Source organism: Achromobacter insolitus (genome assembly GCF_002209555.1).
In the GTDB taxonomy this organism is placed as follows: domain Bacteria; phylum Pseudomonadota; class Gammaproteobacteria; order Burkholderiales; family Burkholderiaceae_B; genus Achromobacter; species Achromobacter insolitus.
Window position 1 is genome coordinate 52813 of sequence record NZ_NJIF01000010.1, and the last position, 18002, is coordinate 70814.

16 protein-coding genes are annotated in these 18002 nt (G+C 66.4%); 8 read left to right on the forward strand and 8 right to left on the reverse strand.

Annotated features, from left to right (window positions below):
• Window positions 1–27: 27 nt before the first annotated feature.
• From CEY08_RS24525 to tetR, 4 genes are all read right to left on the reverse strand, one after another.
• Window positions 28–1971: a TRAP transporter large permease gene (locus tag CEY08_RS24525; RefSeq protein ID WP_076813893.1), complete on the reverse strand. Its 1944-nt coding sequence runs from the start codon at window positions 1969–1971 to the stop codon at window positions 28–30.
• Complete coding sequence (locus tag CEY08_RS24530; RefSeq protein ID WP_042793856.1) at window positions 1968–2591, reverse strand: TRAP transporter small permease subunit; 624 nt, start codon at window positions 2589–2591, stop codon at window positions 1968–1970. The genes CEY08_RS24525 and CEY08_RS24530 overlap by 4 nt, the downstream gene beginning before the upstream one ends.
• Window positions 2592–2772: 181 nt before the next feature.
• Window positions 2773–3897 (reverse strand): TRAP transporter substrate-binding protein, encoded by a 1125-nt coding sequence (locus CEY08_RS24535; protein WP_042793857.1) that lies wholly within the window; start codon window positions 3895–3897, stop codon window positions 2773–2775.
• 211 nt (window positions 3898–4108) lie between these two features.
• On the reverse strand, window positions 4109–4744 hold the full coding sequence (gene tetR / locus CEY08_RS24540) for a tetracycline resistance transcriptional repressor TetR (RefSeq protein WP_076813895.1): 636 nt from the start codon (window positions 4742–4744) through the stop codon (window positions 4109–4111).
• A 115-nt stretch (window positions 4745–4859) separates the two neighbouring features.
• Here tetR and tet point away from each other — a divergent pair, with 115 nt between their 5' ends.
• Together tet and CEY08_RS24550 are read left to right on the forward strand one after the other, a co-directional pair.
• Window positions 4860–6095: a Tet(A)/Tet(B)/Tet(C) family tetracycline efflux MFS transporter gene (tet, locus tag CEY08_RS24545; RefSeq protein WP_084738556.1), complete on the forward strand. Its 1236-nt coding sequence runs from the start codon at window positions 4860–4862 to the stop codon at window positions 6093–6095.
• Complete coding sequence (locus tag CEY08_RS24550; protein ID WP_076813897.1) at window positions 6092–6829, forward strand: hypothetical protein; 738 nt, start codon at window positions 6092–6094, stop codon at window positions 6827–6829. The genes tet and CEY08_RS24550 overlap by 4 nt, the downstream gene beginning before the upstream one ends.
• Here the strand turns inward: CEY08_RS24550 and CEY08_RS24555 are convergent.
• The 4 genes from CEY08_RS24555 to CEY08_RS24570 form a co-directional block, all read right to left on the reverse strand.
• Window positions 6816–7481, reverse strand: coding sequence for a DUF5074 domain-containing protein (locus tag CEY08_RS24555; protein WP_063639887.1), 666 nt, complete (start codon window positions 7479–7481; stop codon window positions 6816–6818). The two genes, CEY08_RS24550 and CEY08_RS24555, sit on opposite strands and share 14 nt — an antisense overlap.
• Before the next feature lie 35 nt (window positions 7482–7516).
• On the reverse strand, window positions 7517–8746 hold the full coding sequence (locus CEY08_RS24560) for a helix-turn-helix domain-containing protein (RefSeq protein ID WP_076813899.1): 1230 nt from the start codon (window positions 8744–8746) through the stop codon (window positions 7517–7519).
• Window positions 8747–8872: 126 nt separating this feature from the next.
• On the reverse strand, window positions 8873–10243 hold the full coding sequence (locus tag CEY08_RS24565; RefSeq protein WP_076813901.1) for an ATP-binding protein: 1371 nt from the start codon (window positions 10241–10243) through the stop codon (window positions 8873–8875).
• Window positions 10240–10902 (reverse strand): response regulator transcription factor, encoded by a 663-nt coding sequence (locus tag CEY08_RS24570; protein ID WP_042793862.1) that lies wholly within the window; start codon window positions 10900–10902, stop codon window positions 10240–10242. The genes CEY08_RS24565 and CEY08_RS24570 overlap by 4 nt, the downstream gene beginning before the upstream one ends.
• 507 nt (window positions 10903–11409) lie before the next feature.
• On the opposite strand from CEY08_RS24570, the gene CEY08_RS24575 reads away from it, so the two are divergent.
• The 6 genes from CEY08_RS24575 (at window position 11410) to CEY08_RS24600 (ending at window position 17994) form a co-directional block, all read left to right on the forward strand.
• Window positions 11410–13062 carry an HAL/PAL/TAL family ammonia-lyase gene (locus CEY08_RS24575; RefSeq protein ID WP_076813904.1) on the forward strand — a complete coding sequence of 551 codons (1653 nt, stop codon included), beginning with the start codon at window positions 11410–11412 and terminating at the stop codon, window positions 13060–13062.
• A 39-nt stretch (window positions 13063–13101) separates the two neighbouring features.
• Entirely contained in the window at window positions 13102–14085 is a 984-nt protein-coding gene (locus tag CEY08_RS24580; protein WP_076813906.1) for a Bug family tripartite tricarboxylate transporter substrate binding protein, read from the forward strand.
• A 13-nt stretch (window positions 14086–14098) separates the two neighbouring features.
• Entirely contained in the window at window positions 14099–15103 is a 1005-nt protein-coding gene (locus tag CEY08_RS24585) for an ornithine cyclodeaminase family protein (RefSeq protein WP_076813908.1), read from the forward strand.
• Between the two features lie 10 nt (window positions 15104–15113).
• Complete coding sequence (locus tag CEY08_RS24590; protein WP_076813910.1) at window positions 15114–15932, forward strand: phosphate/phosphite/phosphonate ABC transporter substrate-binding protein; 819 nt, start codon at window positions 15114–15116, stop codon at window positions 15930–15932.
• 192 nt (window positions 15933–16124) lie between these two features.
• Window positions 16125–17054, forward strand: coding sequence for a LysR family transcriptional regulator (locus CEY08_RS24595; protein WP_042793866.1), 930 nt, complete (start codon window positions 16125–16127; stop codon window positions 17052–17054).
• A 130-nt stretch (window positions 17055–17184) separates the two neighbouring features.
• Window positions 17185–17994 (forward strand): DUF3348 domain-containing protein, encoded by an 810-nt coding sequence (locus tag CEY08_RS24600; RefSeq protein ID WP_076813912.1) that lies wholly within the window; start codon window positions 17185–17187, stop codon window positions 17992–17994.
• Window positions 17995–18002 lie beyond the last annotated feature (8 nt).

Consider the following 18002-nt stretch of genomic DNA (forward strand, 5'->3'; position numbering starts at 1 on the left):
AGCCGCAGGCCGCCTCCCTGAAATCCTTTACCGGTACAACACCGTCGGCAACCACATGCCGATGCCGGGGAAGACATACAGCAGGAAAATCGCGACCACCTGGATGCCCATGAAAGGCATCATGCCCAGGAAGATCTGGTTCAGGGTCACATGCGGCGGCGAAACGCCCTTCAAATAGAAGGCCGACATCGCGACCGGCGGCGACAGGAACGCCGTCTGCAGGTTCAGCGCGACCAGAAGGCCGAAGAACAATGGGTCAATGCCGAACGTATTGAGCAGCGGCACGAAGATGGGCATGAAGATCACGATGATCTCGGTCCACTCCAGGGGCCAACCCAGCAGAAAGATGATGACCTGCGCCAACAGCAGGAACTGCAGTTGCGACAGGCCTAGCGACAGCACCCATTCCTCGATGATGCGCTGCCCGCCCAGCAAGGCAAACGCCGCAGAGAAGATCGACGAACCGACAAACAGCCAGCACACCATGGCGCTGGTCTTGGCGGTCAGGAACACCGATTCGCGCAGCACCGGCAGGTTCAGCCTCCGGTACGCGAGCGCCAGCAGCGCTCCGCCCATGGCGCCCATGGCGGCGGCCTCGCTGGGCGTGGCGAGCCCGAAGGCAATGGAGCCGAGCACCGCCGCGATCATCACCGCCAGCGGAAAGAACGAGGCCATCAGCATCTTGAAGATTTCCATACGCGCCCAGGTCAGCATCGCATAGAACACCACCAGGATCGCCGCGCATATGCCCGCGAAGATCCAGAACCCCTTCGGCGCGGCGATGCCGGCGTCAGCGGCTGGCGGCGCCTGCCCGGCGGCGGGCGCCGGGGCGGCCTGCGCGCCCGGCGGCTCGGCCAGGCCGGTCGGCGCGGCCGGTTCATTGGAAGGAGGTTCCGCCAGTTCATTCGATGGCGGTTCCGCCAAGCCGTCGGCAGGCGGTTCGCTCAAGCCTGAATCGAAGCCTCCCGAGCCGAGCTGCAGTTCGGCTGGAATCTCGTAAACGACTTCCGGGCGCGTCGACGCCTGGTAGACCACCGCCACCAGCAGCACCGTCACCGCCAACGGCGCCAGCGCCAGCGCCATGTTGCGCATCAGGAAGCCGAGCGGCACATTCTGGTTGCGGCGTCCCTTGAACAAGGCCGCCAGCATGCCGGAGACTGCGCGCGTGTAACCGCCGGACGCCAGCGCCGCGGACTCCTGGGACAAGGGCACGCCGCGCTCTTCCTTGGGCAGGGGCGGCGCCATGTCGGGACGCAGCTTCGCGACGATGATCACGTAGATCATGTACAGCACCGCCAGCATGATGCCCGGGAACAGCGCCCCCGCATACAGCTGCACGACCGATACGCCGGTGGTCGCGCCATACACGATCAGCATCACGGAGGGAGGCAGCAGAATGCCCAGGCAGCCGCCCGCCGTGATGGAGCCGGCGGTCAGGCGGACGCTGTAGCCCGCCTTGAGCATGGCCGGCATGGCCAAGAGGCCCATCAGCGTGACCACCGCTCCGACTATGCCGGTCGCGGTCGCGAAGATCGCGCAGGTCGCCAGCGTGGCCACCGCCAGCGCGCCCGGCAAACGCGCCAGGGCCAGGTGCATGGAACGGAACAGCTTTTCGATCAGGTTGGCGCGCTCGACCAGATAGCCCATGAATACGAACAAGGGAATCGAGATCAGCGAATCGTTCGTCATCGTGGCGTACGTGCGCTGCACCATCAGGTCCAGTGTCTGCCCGACCGAACGGCCTGCATCGGAACTCTGCATGTAGTAGGCCAGGAAGGTGAACAGCACCCCCATGCCCATCAGCGTGAATGCGGTCGGAAAGCCCAGCATGATCGCCACCACGATCAGCGCCAGCATCAAAAGGCCTATATGCCCCGTAGTGAGGTGGTCCCAGGGCGTCAGGAACGCGATCATCAGCAGCACCAGCCCGATGCATGACAGGCCGAACCACAGCGCCTTGTGGATCTTCATGAGCGCGGCTCCCCGGAAGTGACGTAGCGATCCAGCTTGGCGATGTCTTCGTCCTTCACATGCACCATCTGCTTGAGCTTGTCGACGTCCACTTCCTCGACGTCCTCGGCGCGCGAGGGCCAGGCGCCGCGTCGCAGGCACAGCACGCAGCGCAGCACCTCCGCCACGCCTTGCACCAGCAATACCGCGCCCGCTATCGGGATAAAAGCCTTGAAGGGATAGATCGGTGGCCCGTTGGCCATTAACGATGAGTGTTCGCGGATGGCGATCGAATAGCCGGCGTAATACCAGCCTGCCCACACCAGCGCGATCACGCCCGGAAAGAAAAACACGATGTACAAGATCAGGTCCAGCCCCGCCTGCACGCGAGGTGGCAGGAAGCCATACAGGATGTCGCCGCGCACATGGCCATTCTTGGCCAGGGTATACGCGCCGGCCATCATGAAAAGGATGCCGTAATACATCATCTGCAGATCGAACGCCCAGGCGCTGGGCTGGTTCAACAGGTAGCGCGCGGCCACCTCCCAACAGACATGCAATGTCAGGACTACGATCAACCAGGCAAAGGCCTGCCCGACAAAAGTGGAGATACGGTCTATGAAACGTATGATTCGGATCATCTCACTTCCAGGTCAAGACGCGTGGCGTCCCGCCGCACTCCGGGAAAGGCGCGCGGCATGCGGCAGATATGCACTGCACAATCAAGATGCTCTACCCAATCCAGGGCGCCACGGATCCGGCTTGGCCGGTCCGTAGGCGCCCCCCTGGAGGGGGGCCGCGTCAGCGGGTACGGGCTGGGTCTCAGGCGGTCTTGGTACTGCGCGAGAAGTAGTGGTTGTAGGCCATGCGGAAGTTGACCGAGGTATCCCCGTGCCAGCGCCCCACCCGCTCGGCGAAGGCGCGCTGGGAATCCAGCACCTTCTTGAACAGCGGGTTTTCAGCCGAGCGCTTGGCGATCATTTCGTCCCAGATCTTCAACTGCTGCTGCAGGATGGCGTCAGGCGTCTTGTAGAACTTGACGTTGTGATCCTTCTGCAGCTTGATGTAGTCCTGTGAATAGCGGTTGGACGCCTTCCAGGACATGTCCGCGCTGGAAGCCTGCGCGGCGTAGCTGAGGATGTGCTTCAGGTGTTCGGGCAGCGCGTCGTACTTGGCCTTATTGAACAGCACCTCGAACTGTTCGGCGCTCTGGTGGAAGCTCTGCAGCATGCAGATCTTGGACACATCCTGGAAGCCCAGGGCCAGGTCCGACGAGGCATTGTTGAATTCCGCCCCGTCCAGCAGCCCACGGTCCAGCGCCGGCACGATTTCCCCGCCGGGCAACGCGTTCACGGCCGCGCCCATGGCGGTGTACATATCGATGGCCAGGCCCACGGTGCGGAACTTCAGGCCCTTGACCTCTTCCATCTTCGTGATCGGCCGTTTGAACCATCCAAAAGGTTGAGTCGGCATCGGCCCGTACATCAGCGACACCACGTTTACGCCCATGGCCTTCTGGATTTCGACCAGCAACTCCTTGCCGCCGCCATATTCGTGCCAGGCGAGCAGCATGTTGGCGTCCATGCCGAAAGACGGGCCGGACCCCCACAGCGCCACCGCCGTATTCTTGCCGTACCAGTAGGCGACCACGCCATGTCCGCCGTCCAGCGTGCCCGCTGACACCGCGTCCAGCAGATCAAATGCCTTGACCACGGCGCCAGCCGGCAACACCTCGATCTTCAACTGGCCTCCGGCCATGTCATTGACCTTCTGCGCGTAGTCGCGGGCGAACTCGTGGAAGATGTCGTTGGCGGGCCAGGTACTCTGGAAACGCAGGGAAATCGGGGCATTCTGCGCCCGGGTGACAGCCGGAAATCCGAGGGCCGCGGCGCCGGCGGCGGCAGCGCCCGAGATGAACTTGCGGCGGGGCTTTGTAACGTGTTGCATGGCTTGTTGTCTCCTGAAAGGACTACATGGACCAGCTTGTAGTTACTTCTCCTGCGTGGACGCGGGATGGCGACGCCTGCTGCGGTATCCCGCCGAGGCGATTGCGGACAAGGCGCAACCGTGTGCTGATTAAACCTTTCTGACTAATCGCTGACAATCAGCTTCTCGTCAGGAATTACCCTAGACGGGATGACTACGACTTTTGGATGAGTCAATCGGGCTTGAGCGACGGGCTGCGCTTCTGCTTCAGACCATCGAGCAACATCGCAAGCCCATACTCGAACATGGCATCGGGCCCGCCGTCGTCCAAAGTCCGCAAGGCTGCGGCGAGTAAAGGCGCCTTGGGCGCCAGGCTTTCCCGTTGGCCGGTTCGGCGGTCCTGGCCATCGTTCTCCGCGGCCTGCTGCTCAAGAACCGCTCCGACCGTGAAGCAGCTGATCGCCACCAAGGCATAAGCTGCGTCAGCCGGCGCGAACCCCTCGCCGCACAGAAAGCCCAGTTGTGCTTGCACCGCATCGAACTGCGGTTCGCTCGGTCGGGTGCCGGCGTGTATGCGGGCGCCGTCGCGATAGGCCAGCAGCGCCCGCCGGAAGCTGCGCGCGTTGCCCTTCAGAAACGTCCGCCAGCTGTCGCCGGGCCTGGGCATGGCGTACGTGTGGCGCTCCGACAGCATCGCTTCGGCCAGGCTATCCAGCAATGCGCGCTTGTTCTTGAAATGCCAGTAAAGCGCGGGCTGCTGGACGCCCAGGCGCTCGGCCAGCTTGCGTGTCGTCAAACCGTCCACCCCGACCTCGTCAAGCAGGTCCAGCCCCGCGCGGATCACGGTATCCCGCTGCAATTTCGTCATGTTTCTTCCTCGAACGGCTTGAAAATTTATCAATGATAAATTACTGTGCTGAACAATTTATCAACGATAAATAATTCACATCCATGCATGCCGTAAAACTCCCCGGAAACCGACCATGAAGGCCGGCAACGTCCTCGTCATCCTGAGCACCGTTGCATTGGACGCGGTAGGCGTCGGCCTGGTCATGCCGGTCCTGCCCGGTTTATTGCGCGACCTGGTCCGGTCGGAGGACATCGCCGGCCACTATGGCGCCTTGCTCGCGGCCTATGCGCTGATGCAGTTCCTCTGCGCCCCGGCGCTGGGCGCGCTTTCCGATCGCTACGGGCGGCGGCCCATTCTGCTGCTCTCGCTCGCAGGGGCCGCCATTGACTATCTGGTCATGGCAACGGCCCCGACCCTGCTCGTCCTGTATCTGGGACGGCTCGTCGCGGGTATCACCGGCGCGACGGGCGCCGTGGCGGGCGCCTGCATCGCCGACCTCGCCGACGGCCGCGAACGAGCCCGCTATTTCGGGCTGATGAGCGCCTGCTTCGGACTCGGCATGATTGCCGGTCCCGTCATCGGCGGACTGATGGGCGGTATCTCGCCGCGCATGCCCTTCCTGGGCGCCGCATTCTTGAATGGGCTGAATTTCCTGATGGCTTGTTTCCTGCTGCCGGAATCACGTAGCGGCGAGCGGCGCCCGCTGTCGTTGAAGGCTCTCATGCCCGCGTCTTCCTTCCTGTGGGCGCGCGGCAAACCGGTGGTCATCGCATTGATGTCCGTTTTTTTCGTCATGCAGTTCGCGGGGCAAGTGCCCGGCACGCTGTGGGTCATCTTCGGCGAAGACCGTTTCCGCTGGGATGCCGCCACCGTCGGCATTTCGCTGGCCGCGTTCGGCGCGCTGCACGCGCTGGTGCAGGCGCTGGCCACAGGCGCCCTCACAGCGCGGCTGGGCGAAGCGCGGACGCTGTTGCTGGGCATGGCGGCGGATGCCCTGGGCTATGTCTTGCTGGCATTCGCAACGCGTGGATGGATGGCCTTTCCTATCATGATCCTGCTGGCCTCGGGCGGCGTAGGCATGCCCGCGCTGCAAGCCATGCTGTCGGCGCAAGTGGACCTGCAGCGCCAGGGTCGGCTGCAAGGCGCGCTGGCCGGGCTGTCGAACCTGAGTTCAATAGTCGGGCCCGTGGCCATCACCGCGCTCTATGCGTCACCACCTGGTTGGAACGGATGGCCGTGGATCGCGGGCGCCGTCCTGTATGGTCTTTGCTTACCCGCCTTGCGCCGCGGGACCGCCGACGAGGCGTGCCGGGCCCTGGGCCGGCCCGCGTTACTATCGCGGGACCACAAGCCGCAAGGAAGGGAATGAACCAGAAGCAGCGCACGACCGAACGCCGCCGGATTCCACGCAAGGCCTGGGCCTTGGGCCTGATCATCGCTGGCGCCGCGGGTTTTTATGCATGGTGGGAATCGCCGCTGGGCCCGGGCCTGAACGAAGGCAAGATACGCAAGATCCTGCTCGAGGCGACGGCGCAGCCGGCGTACGCGCCGGTCGGCGCCTGCGTCAGCGTCGTGGGCGTGCGGCCCTTGCCCACCAATGCCTACACCTCGATCCTGGAAAGCCAGGACAGGATCGTGCAGGGACTGATCAAGCACGAGCTGATCACGGTCAAGCGCGTCAGCGCCAGCGGCGACGGCGGGCCGCCCCAAGCGGACGAGGATCCCGAGGACGCGACCAGCCGCGTGGAGCTGACCGACAAGGGCCGCCCGTACTACACGGACGGCGAGGCCCGCATCAGTTCCAAGCTGGTCTACACCGCGAAGTTCTGCGCCCCCGGCCTGCAGATCGGCAAGATTCTCACCTATACCAAGCCGCTCAAGAATCCGTTCGACGACAATCCCAACCTGGTCTCGGCAGTGAAGTTCGAATGGCGATTGGACCGCGCCGCCGCGGCTTGGGCGGTGGATCCCGCCTTCCGTCCGCACATATCCGGCTTCGCCTCGCAGGAGCAGCCGGACGAATGGCAGACGGAGCACATCATGCTGGAACGCAAGAGCGGCGTGTGGGAGCTGGGAGACAGGCCCTACATCATCCGCTGGTGACCACCGTATCGTCGGACTGGGCTGACGGACGGCGCACCGCCCTCAGTTTGCCGCTTTCGCCGCCGCCGCAGAAAAAGCAACCGGCGCCATCCGACTCCAATCCGGATACGCCGGTACCCGCCGGCATTTCAACGCTTTGCAGCACTTCGCCGGTGCGCGCATCCACCTGCCGGAGATCGCTGGCGCCATCCTCCCAGGTGCCGTGCCAGAGCTGTCCGTCCACCCAGGTCACCCCCGTGACGTAGCGGTTGGATTCAATGGTGCGCAGCACCCGGCCGGATTCCGGATCCACCTGGTAGATCTTGCGCTGGCGGTACTCGGCGACCCAAAGGCTGCCCTCGGCCCAGGCCATGCCCGAAGCGCCGCCGCCGCCCGGCGCCGGAATGCGGGCCAGCACCCGGCCGCTTTGCGGTTCGAGCTTCACGATGCTGCCGTCGGAGATCTGGTAGAGATGCTTGCCGTCAAAGGCCGTGCCTGCATTGGCGACCATGTCGATGGAAGCCTGGGTGCTGCCGCTGTCGGGATCCATGGCGACCAGTTTCTCACCGGTGGCAAACCATACCTGGCGGCCATCATAGGTAACGCCATGCACGGCCTGCACGCCGGGAAAGGGGCCGTACTCGCGAATGATCTGGGCTTGCGTGCGCTTCATGTCGATGTCCTTTAACTGGGGTTCGAGCATTCATGCTAGTTGTCGGCGAGCGCGGCCGGGAGTAACAAGGTTGTCGTGAATCCCGGCACGGGCGGCGTCATCCAGCGGCGGGCCCGGCCTTGCCCGCAAGCCCGCACCTTGCCGGCCGCGGCCAGTGCGTCCAGCGTGCGCTGCACGGTGCGCTGGCTTGCGCCCAGCGCCAGCGCCAGGGCCGAACTGGACCAGGCCTCGCCATCGGCCAGGCAGGCCAGGACGGCTCCCTGGTCCCTGTCGCCTTCGCCGGCGGGCCGCGCCAGCAACGCCACCTGCCTGCCCTCTCTTGGCTTCAGGACAAAGCCGCCGCGCGCCGCGCTGATCCCGGCCACCCCTTCCAAGGCCGCGCGCAGGCGCCCGATTTCGACACGCAGGCGCGCGCGGTGCGTCTCGTCGAAGTAAGCGGTTCGAAAGGCCTGCGCTATGAGTGTTTCCCTGGGCGCGGGCTGGGGCCAGGCTTCAGCCAGGACGCGGGCCAGCGCGAACAGCACCGGACGGCTGGCCAGCGGGATCTCCAGACCCTCTCCGCGCACCGCATGGCGGCATCCGTCCACCACCAGCATGTCGGACGCCAGCAGCGCTTCCACTTCATCCAGCAGGATGGGCCGCTGGCCCCCCTGCCCGACCAGCCGCGCGGCGGGCGTGTTCAGGACCAGCGTAGCGTGTTCGACTTCGGCCATCAGGGCCGGAATGCCGGCAACGCGAGCTGCCAGCTCGGCCTGCGTCAACGCCGCGCGCGCCGGGCCCGTGCGCAGCCGCCGCAAGGCAATGCCGGCTGCGATCAGTTCGTGGATGGCGCGGGACGCCGGCGCCAGGGTGCCCGGATCCAGCATGGCCAGGGCGTCCTCGGCGCGATCGAGCCGACCGATCAGCAATTCGCGCCTGGCCTGCAAATGCCGCGCGTGCGCGGCATTTGCAGGATCGCCGTGGGCGTCCAACGCGGCTCGCGCGGCCTCCAGCGCCTTCTCCGGCCAGGACAGGTCGCGCGAAACCAGGGCAATTTCCGCCTCGGCCACGACGCACCGGGCCCGGGCCAGCGCATTCTTGGGATCGAAGTTCCTGGCCGCGGTGCGCAGCAAGGTGCGGGCGCGGCGAAAATCTCCCAGTTGCGCCATGGCGATACCGCGCAAGGCCAGCGCGGGCGCGTCGTCGCGCAAGGCCACGAGGTTCAGCGCGCCCAGCGGGTTGCCGGCCGCCAGCGCGCGCGCAGCCGTAGTGATCAGAACATCCATTGAAATCCCGCCACTGCCGCCGCTCCCGCAGTCCGCTGACCGGAAACTAATCTACCATCTGGCAGGCTTGCGCAGCGCAGTCCTGATGCCCGGCCATCCGGCAGGCTGATCTTCGACGATGGGAATTCAGGCGACCGGCGTACCGGCTACGGGCGGGAACGTCACCGTCAACCCCACGCCCCTGCCGCGCAGGCCCACGTCCAGATCCACTCTTGCGCCATGCTGTTGCGCGATCTGCGCCACCAACGACAGGCCGATGCCACTGCCGCCGGCGGCGCTGCCCGGGGCGCGGTAAAAGCGGTCGAACACACGCGACCGTTCCTGCGGCGCAATGCCGGGACCATCGTCAGCCACGCGCAGGCAGGCCCCGCCAACGGGCGACGGCCCGCAAGACACGGCAATCTGGCCGCCGCTTTGCGTATAGCGCACGGCATTGTCCAGCAGGTTGCGCACCAGCACTCCCAACGCGTCCAGCCGCCCGCGGGCGACGCAAGCCTGCACGTCCAGCTGGATGCGCAGTTGCTTGCGGGTTGCGTCCGTTTCCCAATCGCGCACCAGCATGACGAGCAGCTTGTCCAGCTCGATCAATTCTGGCTCGTCGGCGCTTGCAATAAGCGCGTCCATGCGGGCCTGGTCCAGCAGCTGCTCCGACAGGCGCGAGGTGCGCTGGGCCACCAGGCGCAATTTCTCGATGGCCGCCGGCGCGTCGCCGGAGCCGGCGCTGCGGGCCACGAGTTCCGCGTGCGCGCTCAAGGCGGCCAGCGGGGTGCGCAGTTCGTGCGCGGCATCCTCCAGAAAGCGGCGCTCGCGATCCATGCCGCCCTTGACACGCAGCAGCAGCTGATTGATCGAGCGGACAAAGGGGCGCAGTTCGCCGGGCATCCCGGCCATGGGCAGCGGCGCCAGGTCGAACGGACCGCGCCGCGAAACCGCCACGCCGACGCGGTCCACTTTCCTGAATGCACGGCCGACCACTACCCAGCTCACCACCGCCAGCAACACAAACAGAACGGACACGATGATCAGCCCGCGCTTCAGGCTTTGCAGAGACTGCGCCCGCAACTCGCTCTGCGGCCGGGCCACTTGCACCTGCACGCGGCCCTGCGCGTCGGAGATCGCATACACGCGCCAATCCATGCCGTCGGCGGTCACGTCGGAATAGCCGTCCCGGAAACCGCCGCTCAAGGGCTGCTCGGGCGACTCCGGCGAGCGCAGGAGCAGCCGGCGGTCAGCCAGCGACCACAAATGGAAGCGCACTTTGTCGCGGTCGACGCGGCTGGGCGTAGGCGGCGTGAAACGTTCGGACGGAGCCTCGTTGCCCAGCAGGCTGACCGGCAGGGAAGCCAGCATCTGACTGGCCGCGTCGTGCAGCCACTGGTCGCGCGCGCCGGTCTGCGAACGGGTCGCTTCATATTGCTGGAACCCAAACACGGCGATCCAGGACAGGGTCATCGTCAACAGCAGCGTCAGGGTCAGCTGCTTGCGCAGCGTCTTCATTCCGGCGCCTCGATGCGATAACCCAGGCCATGGACTGTGACGATGAGCTTGTCGCCGAGTTTGCGCCGCAATTGGTGGATGTAGACCGCCACCGTGTTGCTTTCGATGGCGCCGCTGTCCCCATAGACGGCGGCCTCTAGCTGTTCGCGGCTGACCGTGTGGCCGACGCGCTCCATGAGCGCCAGCAGCGTCCGGTACTCGTGCGCGCTGAGATTGACTTCGACGCCGTCGCGGGTCACCGCCCGTCGGGCGGGCTCCAGCACCACGTCGCGGCAGCGCAGCGCCGAAACCACGGCATTGCTGCTGCGCCGGACCACGGCGCGCAAGCGAGCCAGCAGTTCATCGAGCTGGAACGGCTTGACGATGTAGTCGTCGGCGCCCGCGTCCAGGCCCTGCACCCGCTCGCTCAGCCGGTCGCGGGCGGTCAGGATCAGGACCGGGGTGGCGTCGTAGCGCGCGCGCAAATGTTTCAGGACCGCCAGGCCGCTGCCGTCGGGCAGGCCCAGGTCCAGCAGCACGGCGTTAAAGCCGTGCTCCACCAAAGCCAGGCGCGCCTGGGCGACATCGCGCGCCCATTGCACGTCGGCGCCCGATTGCACCAGGCTCGTATGCACGGCGTCGCCCAGCATGGCGTCGTCTTCTACTAGCAGGACACGCAAGAAAGCTCCAGAGGGGTAAATGATGCCGCAGCATGCCGGCTGCGTTTTAAGAACTGATTAAAAGCCGTTGCCCCTGCCACGCGGCTGTAACGGACATGGGCAGGAGCGGGGAAAAGCCTTGCCAGGCAAAGCACTTGAGCGCCGCATTTTAACAAGCGCCCCCGTCGATCCGGCCAGAGAAACAGGGTCGCATTCTTCGCTTGACTGTACTTGTATATACGAGTTAAATAAATCTCGCCGATACCGCATCCCCGGAACGCGCCATGAGCGCCATCCGCCGCACCGCACCTGGGCAACACCCCTTAGCCATCGTGTGCGCGCAAGCCGTCGGCCTGGCTTTGTCCATGCTCAAGGTGCAGTCCCCCCTCCTTTCCCCCTTCCTCCGTTCGAGGAGCTGTGATGCGTCGTCTTCCCGTTGTTGAAGTTCGCGTTCAGACAGGCTTTTCCCGCAGGTTTGCTGGTCCGTTGTTGCTGGCCCTCGCCGCCGCTCTCCCTGCCGCTCCGGCCATGTCCGCCACTGCCGCCGCGCTGGCCGCATCCGCGCAGACGCACGAAGCAGCCCGCCAAGCCCCCCTGGCACTGGACGGGCGTTCGCTCACTGCGGCGGACGTGGTCGCCGTGGCGCGCGGCGGCCAGCCCGTAGCGCCCACCGAGGCCGCGTGGCAGCGCGTGGCCCGTTCGCACGACCTGCTGCTGGAGTACGGCCGCCTGGGACAACCCGTGTACGGCCTGAATCGCGGCGTCGGCCAGAACAAGGACCAGACAATCTTCTCCGGCGACACGTTGTCGGACGAGGCCCGGGCGCTGTCCGCCGCTTTCAACCACCGCATGTTGCTGTCGCACACCGTGGCCTATGGCGAACCGGCATCGGCGGACACGGTGCGCGCCGCCATGCTGATACGGCTCAACACCGCGCTGGCCGGCGGCACGGGCATGAGCCCGCCCCTGATCCGTCAGTACGCTGAATTCCTTAATAAGGGCCTGACGCCGGTGGTGCTCGGGCAAGGTTCGGTCGGCCAGGCCGACATCACTATCCTGCCGCAGATCGGCCTGGCCATGATGGGTGAAGGGATGGTGGAAGCCGGCGGCAAGCGCCTGCCGGCGGCCGAAGCCATGCGCCAGGCGGGCCTGTCGCCGGTCAAGCCTTACGCCAAGGATTCCCTTTCCCTGCTGAGCTCCAATGCCTACGGCGCGGCGCTGGCCATCCTGGCCGCGCACGACGCCAGCCGGGTGCTGGACCGCGCGGACGAGGTTGCCGCCCTGTCGCTTGAAGGCCTGAACGGCAACGTCGCTCCCCTGCTGCCCGCCACCCAGGCCCAACGTCCGTATCCGGCCCAGCAGCAGGTGGCGCGGCGGATTCTGTCGCTGCTTGAAGGCAGCGCGCTGTGGCAGGTGGATGCGCAGCGTCCCCTGCAGGACCCCTTGAGCTTCCGTACCGTGAGCCAGGTGCATGGCGCCGCCCGCGAAGCCTTGCGGCAGCTGGACACACAGTTGGTGGTGCAGATCAATACGTCGGACGACAACCCGACCGTGGCGCTGGACGTCTCTCCGCCGGCTGGCGCGACGCCGCAGGAGGCCCGCTATTACGTCACCGAAGGCAAGCTGCGCGGCGCCGTGCTGCCCAGCGCCGGGTTCGACCCCACGGCCTGGGTGGTGCCGTTGCAGTCGGTGGGGGTCGCGCTGTCGCAGGTGGCCCAATCTTCGGCGCAGCGGGTGCTGCGCATGGGCGACCCGGCCTTCACCAAGCTGCCGCGCTTTCTGTCACCCAACGAAACCACACTGGCCTACACCACCATCCAGAAGCCCGTTTCGCTGCTTGCCACGGAGATCCGGGCCTTGTCCCAGCCCGTATCGTCGGACGCCCTGGCCGTTGCGGGGAACATCGAGGATGTGGCCACGAACGGCCCGCTGGCCGCGCAACGCGTCGCGCAACAGGCCGCGCGCCTGCGCACTTTGCTCGGCATCGAACTGATCCACGCGGCGCAGGCTGTGGACCTGCGCACCCGCGCCGACCCGCAGCGTGCCGTGGGCAAGGGAACCGGCGCGGTGCTCGCGGCCTTCCGGCAGGAAGTGCCATTTCTTTCGCAAGACAGGAGGCTCGCCGACGACATTGCGCGCGCCGATCAGTTTCTTGACACGGAGCGCGGCGCCGCGCGATAGGCGCCGCGCCACAGTCCGACCGACAACAAGGGGAATTCCATGAACAAGTATCTTGCGCTGTACCTGGGCGGCAGCTTGCTGGCCGCCTCACTGTCCGGGCCCGCGGCGGCGGCCGAAGGCAAGTATCCTGCCAGACCCGTGACCATCGTCGTGCCGTTCGGGGCCGGCGGCATCGCCGATGCGCTGCCCCGCATCGTCGGCCAGGAACTCAACGGCAAATGGGGGGTGCCGGTCATCATTGAGAACAAGGTCGGCGCCTCCGGCAACATCGGCATGGACTACGTCGCGCGCGCCAATCCCGACGGCTATACGCTGGCTCTGGCGCCCGCCGGCAATCTGACCGTCAACCCGCTGCTCTATACCAAGCTGTCTTTCAATACGGCCAGGGACTTCGCGCCGGTGACCATGCTGGCCACCTCGCCCAATGTGCTGGTGGTCAACGACCGCGTGCCCGCCAAGACATTCACCGAACTGGTGGCCTATGCGCGCCAGCATCCGGACAAGCTCAATTACTCCTCGCCGGGCCCCGGCAGCGGCGCCCACCTGGCGGGCGAACTGCTGAACCAGTCGGCCGGCATCGTCACGCGCCACATCCTGTACAACGCCATGGCTGCCGCCGTGAACGATGTGGTGGCGGGCAATGTGGACATGATGTTCGCCGGCGTGTCCACCGTGTTGCCGCATATCCAGTCCGGCAAGCTGCGCGCCTTGGCGGTCGCGGGCCCGCAGCGCCTGCCGCAATTGAAGGACGTGCCCACGGTGGCCGAAAGCGGTTATCCCGGCTTCGACGTGACCTCCTGGTACGGCATCGTCGCGCCGGCCAAGGTGCCCGCCGCGATCCTCGACCAGCTACAGGCAGACATCGCGCAGGCCCTCCAGAAAGAATCCGTGCGCCAGAAGTTCGCCGGCCTGGGCGTCGACCCCGCCGGTTCAAGCCGCGCGGATTTCACCCGGGCGATTCAGCAGGAAACCGACAAATGGGCGGCCATCGTCAAGCAGGCCGGCATACAACCGATCCAATAACAGAGGAGACATCATGCAATCCATAGACATTACCTACCTGAATGGCCCCGACGTCCGCGCGCTGGCCCTGACCGACGCGGAAATCCTGGCGGCAGTGCAAAACGCGCTCGACGCCCAGGGACGAGGCAAGACCGTCATCGAACCGCGCATGCACCTGGTGCCCGAGTCTTCCGCCAAAGGGCACTTCAATGTGCTGCGCGGCTATATCGAGCCGCTGCACGTGGCCGGCGTGAAGGTGGTCAGCGACTTCGTCGACAACTACAAGGTCGGCCTGCCTTCGGAAATGGCCTTGCTCAATCTGTTCGATCCGGTCAATGGCAAGCCGCTGGCCGTGGTCGACGCCACCGCCATCACCGACATGCGTACCGGCGCGGTGACGGCGCTGGGCGCCAAGTATCTGGCGCGCAAGAACAGCAAGGTGCTGGGCCATGTCGGGTCGCGCGGGACTTCATACTGGAACGTGCGCCTGCTGGACAGCCTCTACGACTTCGACGAGATCCGCGTGCATTCGCGCCGCCCGGAAAGCCAGCAGGCCTTTGGCGAGCGCCTGTCGCGCGATCTGGGCAAACCGGTGAAGGTCGTCAACGATTGGGAGTCCTGCGTGCGGGGCGCCGACATCGTGGTCGAGGCCTCGCGCCTGCCCGAGCCCACGCCGCTGCTCAAGACCGAATGGATCAAGCCCGGCGCCCTCGTCATGCCCTATGGCACCATGAGCGCCGTGGAACTGAGCCTGACCGACATCATGAGCAAGGTGGTGGTCGATGACTGGGGCCAATGCCGCAAAGGCTTGCCCTACGGCGCCTTGCGCGCCCACGTCGACAGCGACCGCATCACCGAGGAAAATCTTCACGCCGAACTGGGCCAGATCGTGGCCGGCCTGAGACCAGGCCGAGAGCGCGACGACGAGACCATCCTGTTCTGGCACCGCGGCCTGTCCACCACCGACATCGCGCTGGGCCATGCCATGCTTGAAAAGGCCCGCGGAATGGGTCTGGGCCAGACCTTGAAATTCGCGTAGGCGCCGCGCCATGGAGCTCATCACTTCGACCCGGATGTACGACGTGGCGCCGGGAGCGCGGGATGCCTGGCATGCGCTGCTGGAGACTGCCCATGCGCGCGCCGGGCTGCGCGTGCGCTTCGTCGAGCACGGCTGGCCCACGCCCATCGGCGAGCTATGGGAACGCCCCGGCCTGTGCGGCGCCTTCATGTGCGGCTGGCCCTACATCGCGGCCCTGCAGGCGGGCCGGACCTTTGCCGCCGTGGCCGCGGTGGTGCCAGACTGGCCCGCCTATGAAAACCTGCCGCGCTACCGCAGCGAATTCCTGGTGCGCGCCGACTGCACATGGTCGTCGCTGGCCGATGCGGCCGGCAGCCGCTATGGCTGGATGGTGCTTGACTCGCAATCGGGCTGGAACGCGCCGCGCGCGGCCCTGGCTGGCCTGGCGCCCGCCGGCGGTTCCCTGTTCGCGGCATCCAAGGGGCCCTACGGCAATCCGCGGGGCCTGCTTCGCGCCCTGGCCGAAGGCGAAATCGATCTGACCGCGGCCGACGGCTGGTACCTGGATCTGCTGCGCGAGCACGATCCGGGCGCGCTGGCTGGAGTGCGCACCCTGGCATACACGCCATGGACGCCCAATCCGCTGCTGGTCGCCGGACCCGATGTGGCCGAGGCCGCCGTGCGGGCCCTGTCGGAAGCGCTGGTGGCAATGCATGAAGATCCCGCTTGCGCGCCATTGCTGCGCGCCGCCCATGTAGCGCGTTTCACGCCTGCCAATCCGGCCTCTTATGCGGCCTTGAACGACATGGCGCGCGCCGCGGAGGCGGCAGGCTATCCCGCGATACGCTGAGAACGGGGCAGCCCCTCCTCTTCCCATAGGACGGACTGCCCCATTCTGCCTGTCGGCAACGCTTTAAAGAATTATTAATACCCCGTGCCGACAATGCGCTCCTGTGAAGACGGGTCTACCGGCCCGCTCGATCCACGCATAGCAATGAAAGTTGGCGCAAGTCCGTCTGGACCGCGCGCGGGAGATGCATACATGAAACGCCTGCATGGCATGGAATTGTTCGCCGAAGTGGCGAAGGCGCATAGCTTCAGCCGGGCTGCCGCCGCGCTCGGCATGCCCACCTCCACGGTGTCGCGGCAGGTGGCCGAGCTGGAGCGCTCGGTCGGCCTGCGCCTGCTCAGCCGCAACACGCGCCGGGTGGAGCTGACCGACGCGGGACGGCTGTACTTCGAGCGCTGCCGCCGCATCGTGGCCGAGGCGGAGATTGCCCACGAGGAACTGCGCGACCAGCTGGAAATTCCCAGCGGCCCGCTGCACGTCCAACTGCCGGCCGCCTATGCCCTGGACGCGCTGATACCCGCGCTGGTGGCGTTCGGCGGCCGCTACCCGGAAATCCGCCTCCAGATGAGCGTGGCCGGACCGGAGTTCGCCGAGCACCCGCCCGAAATCGGCGACGTGTCGATCCGTCTGGGCGAACAGCCCGATTCCTCACTGGTGGCGCGCCGCCTGGGCGAGGTCCACGCCCACCTGTACGCCTCGCCCGCCTACCTGGCCGCCCGAGGCACGCCCGCCAGCCCCGCCGACCTGCAACACCACGACTGCATCGGCCTGCGCACGGGAGGCGGCCAGCCCGCGCCCTGGCCGCTGCAACGCGGCCGCGACCAGTTGCTGGTGCCGGTGGAGCACCGCTACGGCGCCAACGACGCCAGCATGGCCAGGCAGCTCGCCGTGCTGGGCGCGGGCATTGCCGCGCTTGGCGGCGATGAAAGCGGCCGCCTGCGCTCGGGCGAACTGGCGCGCGTGCTGCCGGCGTGGAGCCTGGCGCCCGTCGAGGTTCACGCCGTGACCGAAACGCGTTTGCTGCCCGCGCGGACCCGACGGTTCATCGATTTCCTGGCCGACTATCTGGACAACCCGGCGCGCGCCCGGGCGCCCGATCTGCAGATCCGCCGCGCGGCCTGACGCCCGTCACAATATTGCATCCCGAGACGATGCGGCCCCCTTTTTCCGGGCATGCCGCCGTTTCCAGCCGCCTCTTGCCCCTGACCCTGCCGTCCACCGTGTAAACTCCCCCCTTTTTGACTCTGGTGGTATGTTGCAGGCCCCACAGCGCACAGGTTTAAGCGGCCCGACGCTCATTCGCTTGCTGACTCGCCTGACGGATGCCGACGTCCCGCAATCCAGGCAATCGCTTTCGGACCATCTGAGCCAGTGGCTTGGCTGGACGGATGCGATCGCGCTTTCGGCGGCGCTGAACACCAGCCCGCCGGTGATCGCCCCCGGCGCGCGCATGTTCAGCAGCGCCGAGGAACGCGAATGCGCCCGCGTGCGGACCACTCTGGCCGACGCCATCGCCAGCGACACCGCGGCGACGGCCGCCAAGCGGCCCGTGCCTGGACAAGCGCCCGCGCCCGCAAAGCAGCTGGCGGCGCTGGCCGAAGCCGACGCCGACTACGCGAATTTTCGCCAACGCTATCTATCGTTGCAGCACACGATGGAAACGGCCGTGGGTAATCTGCGCAGCCGGCTGCGGGGCATGGTCGCGGCCAAGAATGGCGAAATGACGCGCCTGGCGGTGGTCGACGCCATCATGGACCGCGCCCTGTTGCCCAAGGAACGCGCGCTGTTCGGCGCGATTCCGAGATTGCTCCAAGGCCATTTCGACCGCCTGCGCGAGGCCGAGGCCACTGCGCTGGCTGCGGCGCAAGCCGAAGCCGAGGCCCAGGCCGAATCGGAAGCCGCGCCCGATGGCGAGGCGGACGAAACGCCGGCGCCGACGGCTGTCACGCCAGGCGCATGGCTGGATACGTTCCGCAATGACATGCGCAGCGTCCTGCTTGCCGAATTGGATGTTCGTTTACAACCGGTCGAAGGGCTGCTTGCCACCCTTCGCGCCAGCTAACCGGGACA

Excerpts from the sequence above, each read along its gene's own strand:
- CEY08_RS24525 (WP_076813893.1), bottom strand. The coding sequence starts at position 1,971 with ATGAAGATCCACAAGGCGCTGTGGTTCGGCCTGTCATGCATCGGGCTG.
- CEY08_RS24530 (WP_042793856.1), bottom strand. The coding sequence starts at position 2,591 with ATGATCCGAATCATACGTTTCATAGACCGTATCTCCACTTTTGTCGGG.
- CEY08_RS24535 (WP_042793857.1), bottom strand. The coding sequence starts at position 3,897 with ATGCAACACGTTACAAAGCCCCGCCGCAAGTTCATCTCGGGCGCTGCC.
- tetR (WP_076813895.1), bottom strand. The coding sequence starts at position 4,744 with ATGACGAAATTGCAGCGGGATACCGTGATCCGCGCGGGGCTGGACCTG.
- tet (WP_084738556.1), top strand. The coding sequence starts at position 4,860 with ATGAAGGCCGGCAACGTCCTCGTCATCCTGAGCACCGTTGCATTGGAC.
- CEY08_RS24550 (WP_076813897.1), top strand. The coding sequence starts at position 6,092 with ATGAACCAGAAGCAGCGCACGACCGAACGCCGCCGGATTCCACGCAAG.
- CEY08_RS24555 (WP_063639887.1), bottom strand. The coding sequence starts at position 7,481 with ATGAAGCGCACGCAAGCCCAGATCATTCGCGAGTACGGCCCCTTTCCC.
- CEY08_RS24560 (WP_076813899.1), bottom strand. The coding sequence starts at position 8,746 with ATGGATGTTCTGATCACTACGGCTGCGCGCGCGCTGGCGGCCGGCAAC.
- CEY08_RS24565 (WP_076813901.1), bottom strand. The coding sequence starts at position 10,243 with ATGAAGACGCTGCGCAAGCAGCTGACCCTGACGCTGCTGTTGACGATG.
- CEY08_RS24575 (WP_076813904.1), top strand. The coding sequence starts at position 11,410 with ATGTCCGCCACTGCCGCCGCGCTGGCCGCATCCGCGCAGACGCACGAA.
- CEY08_RS24580 (WP_076813906.1), top strand. The coding sequence starts at position 13,102 with ATGAACAAGTATCTTGCGCTGTACCTGGGCGGCAGCTTGCTGGCCGCC.
- CEY08_RS24585 (WP_076813908.1), top strand. The coding sequence starts at position 14,099 with ATGCAATCCATAGACATTACCTACCTGAATGGCCCCGACGTCCGCGCG.
- CEY08_RS24590 (WP_076813910.1), top strand. The coding sequence starts at position 15,114 with ATGGAGCTCATCACTTCGACCCGGATGTACGACGTGGCGCCGGGAGCG.
- CEY08_RS24595 (WP_042793866.1), top strand. The coding sequence starts at position 16,125 with ATGAAACGCCTGCATGGCATGGAATTGTTCGCCGAAGTGGCGAAGGCG.
- CEY08_RS24600 (WP_076813912.1), top strand. The coding sequence starts at position 17,185 with ATGTTGCAGGCCCCACAGCGCACAGGTTTAAGCGGCCCGACGCTCATT.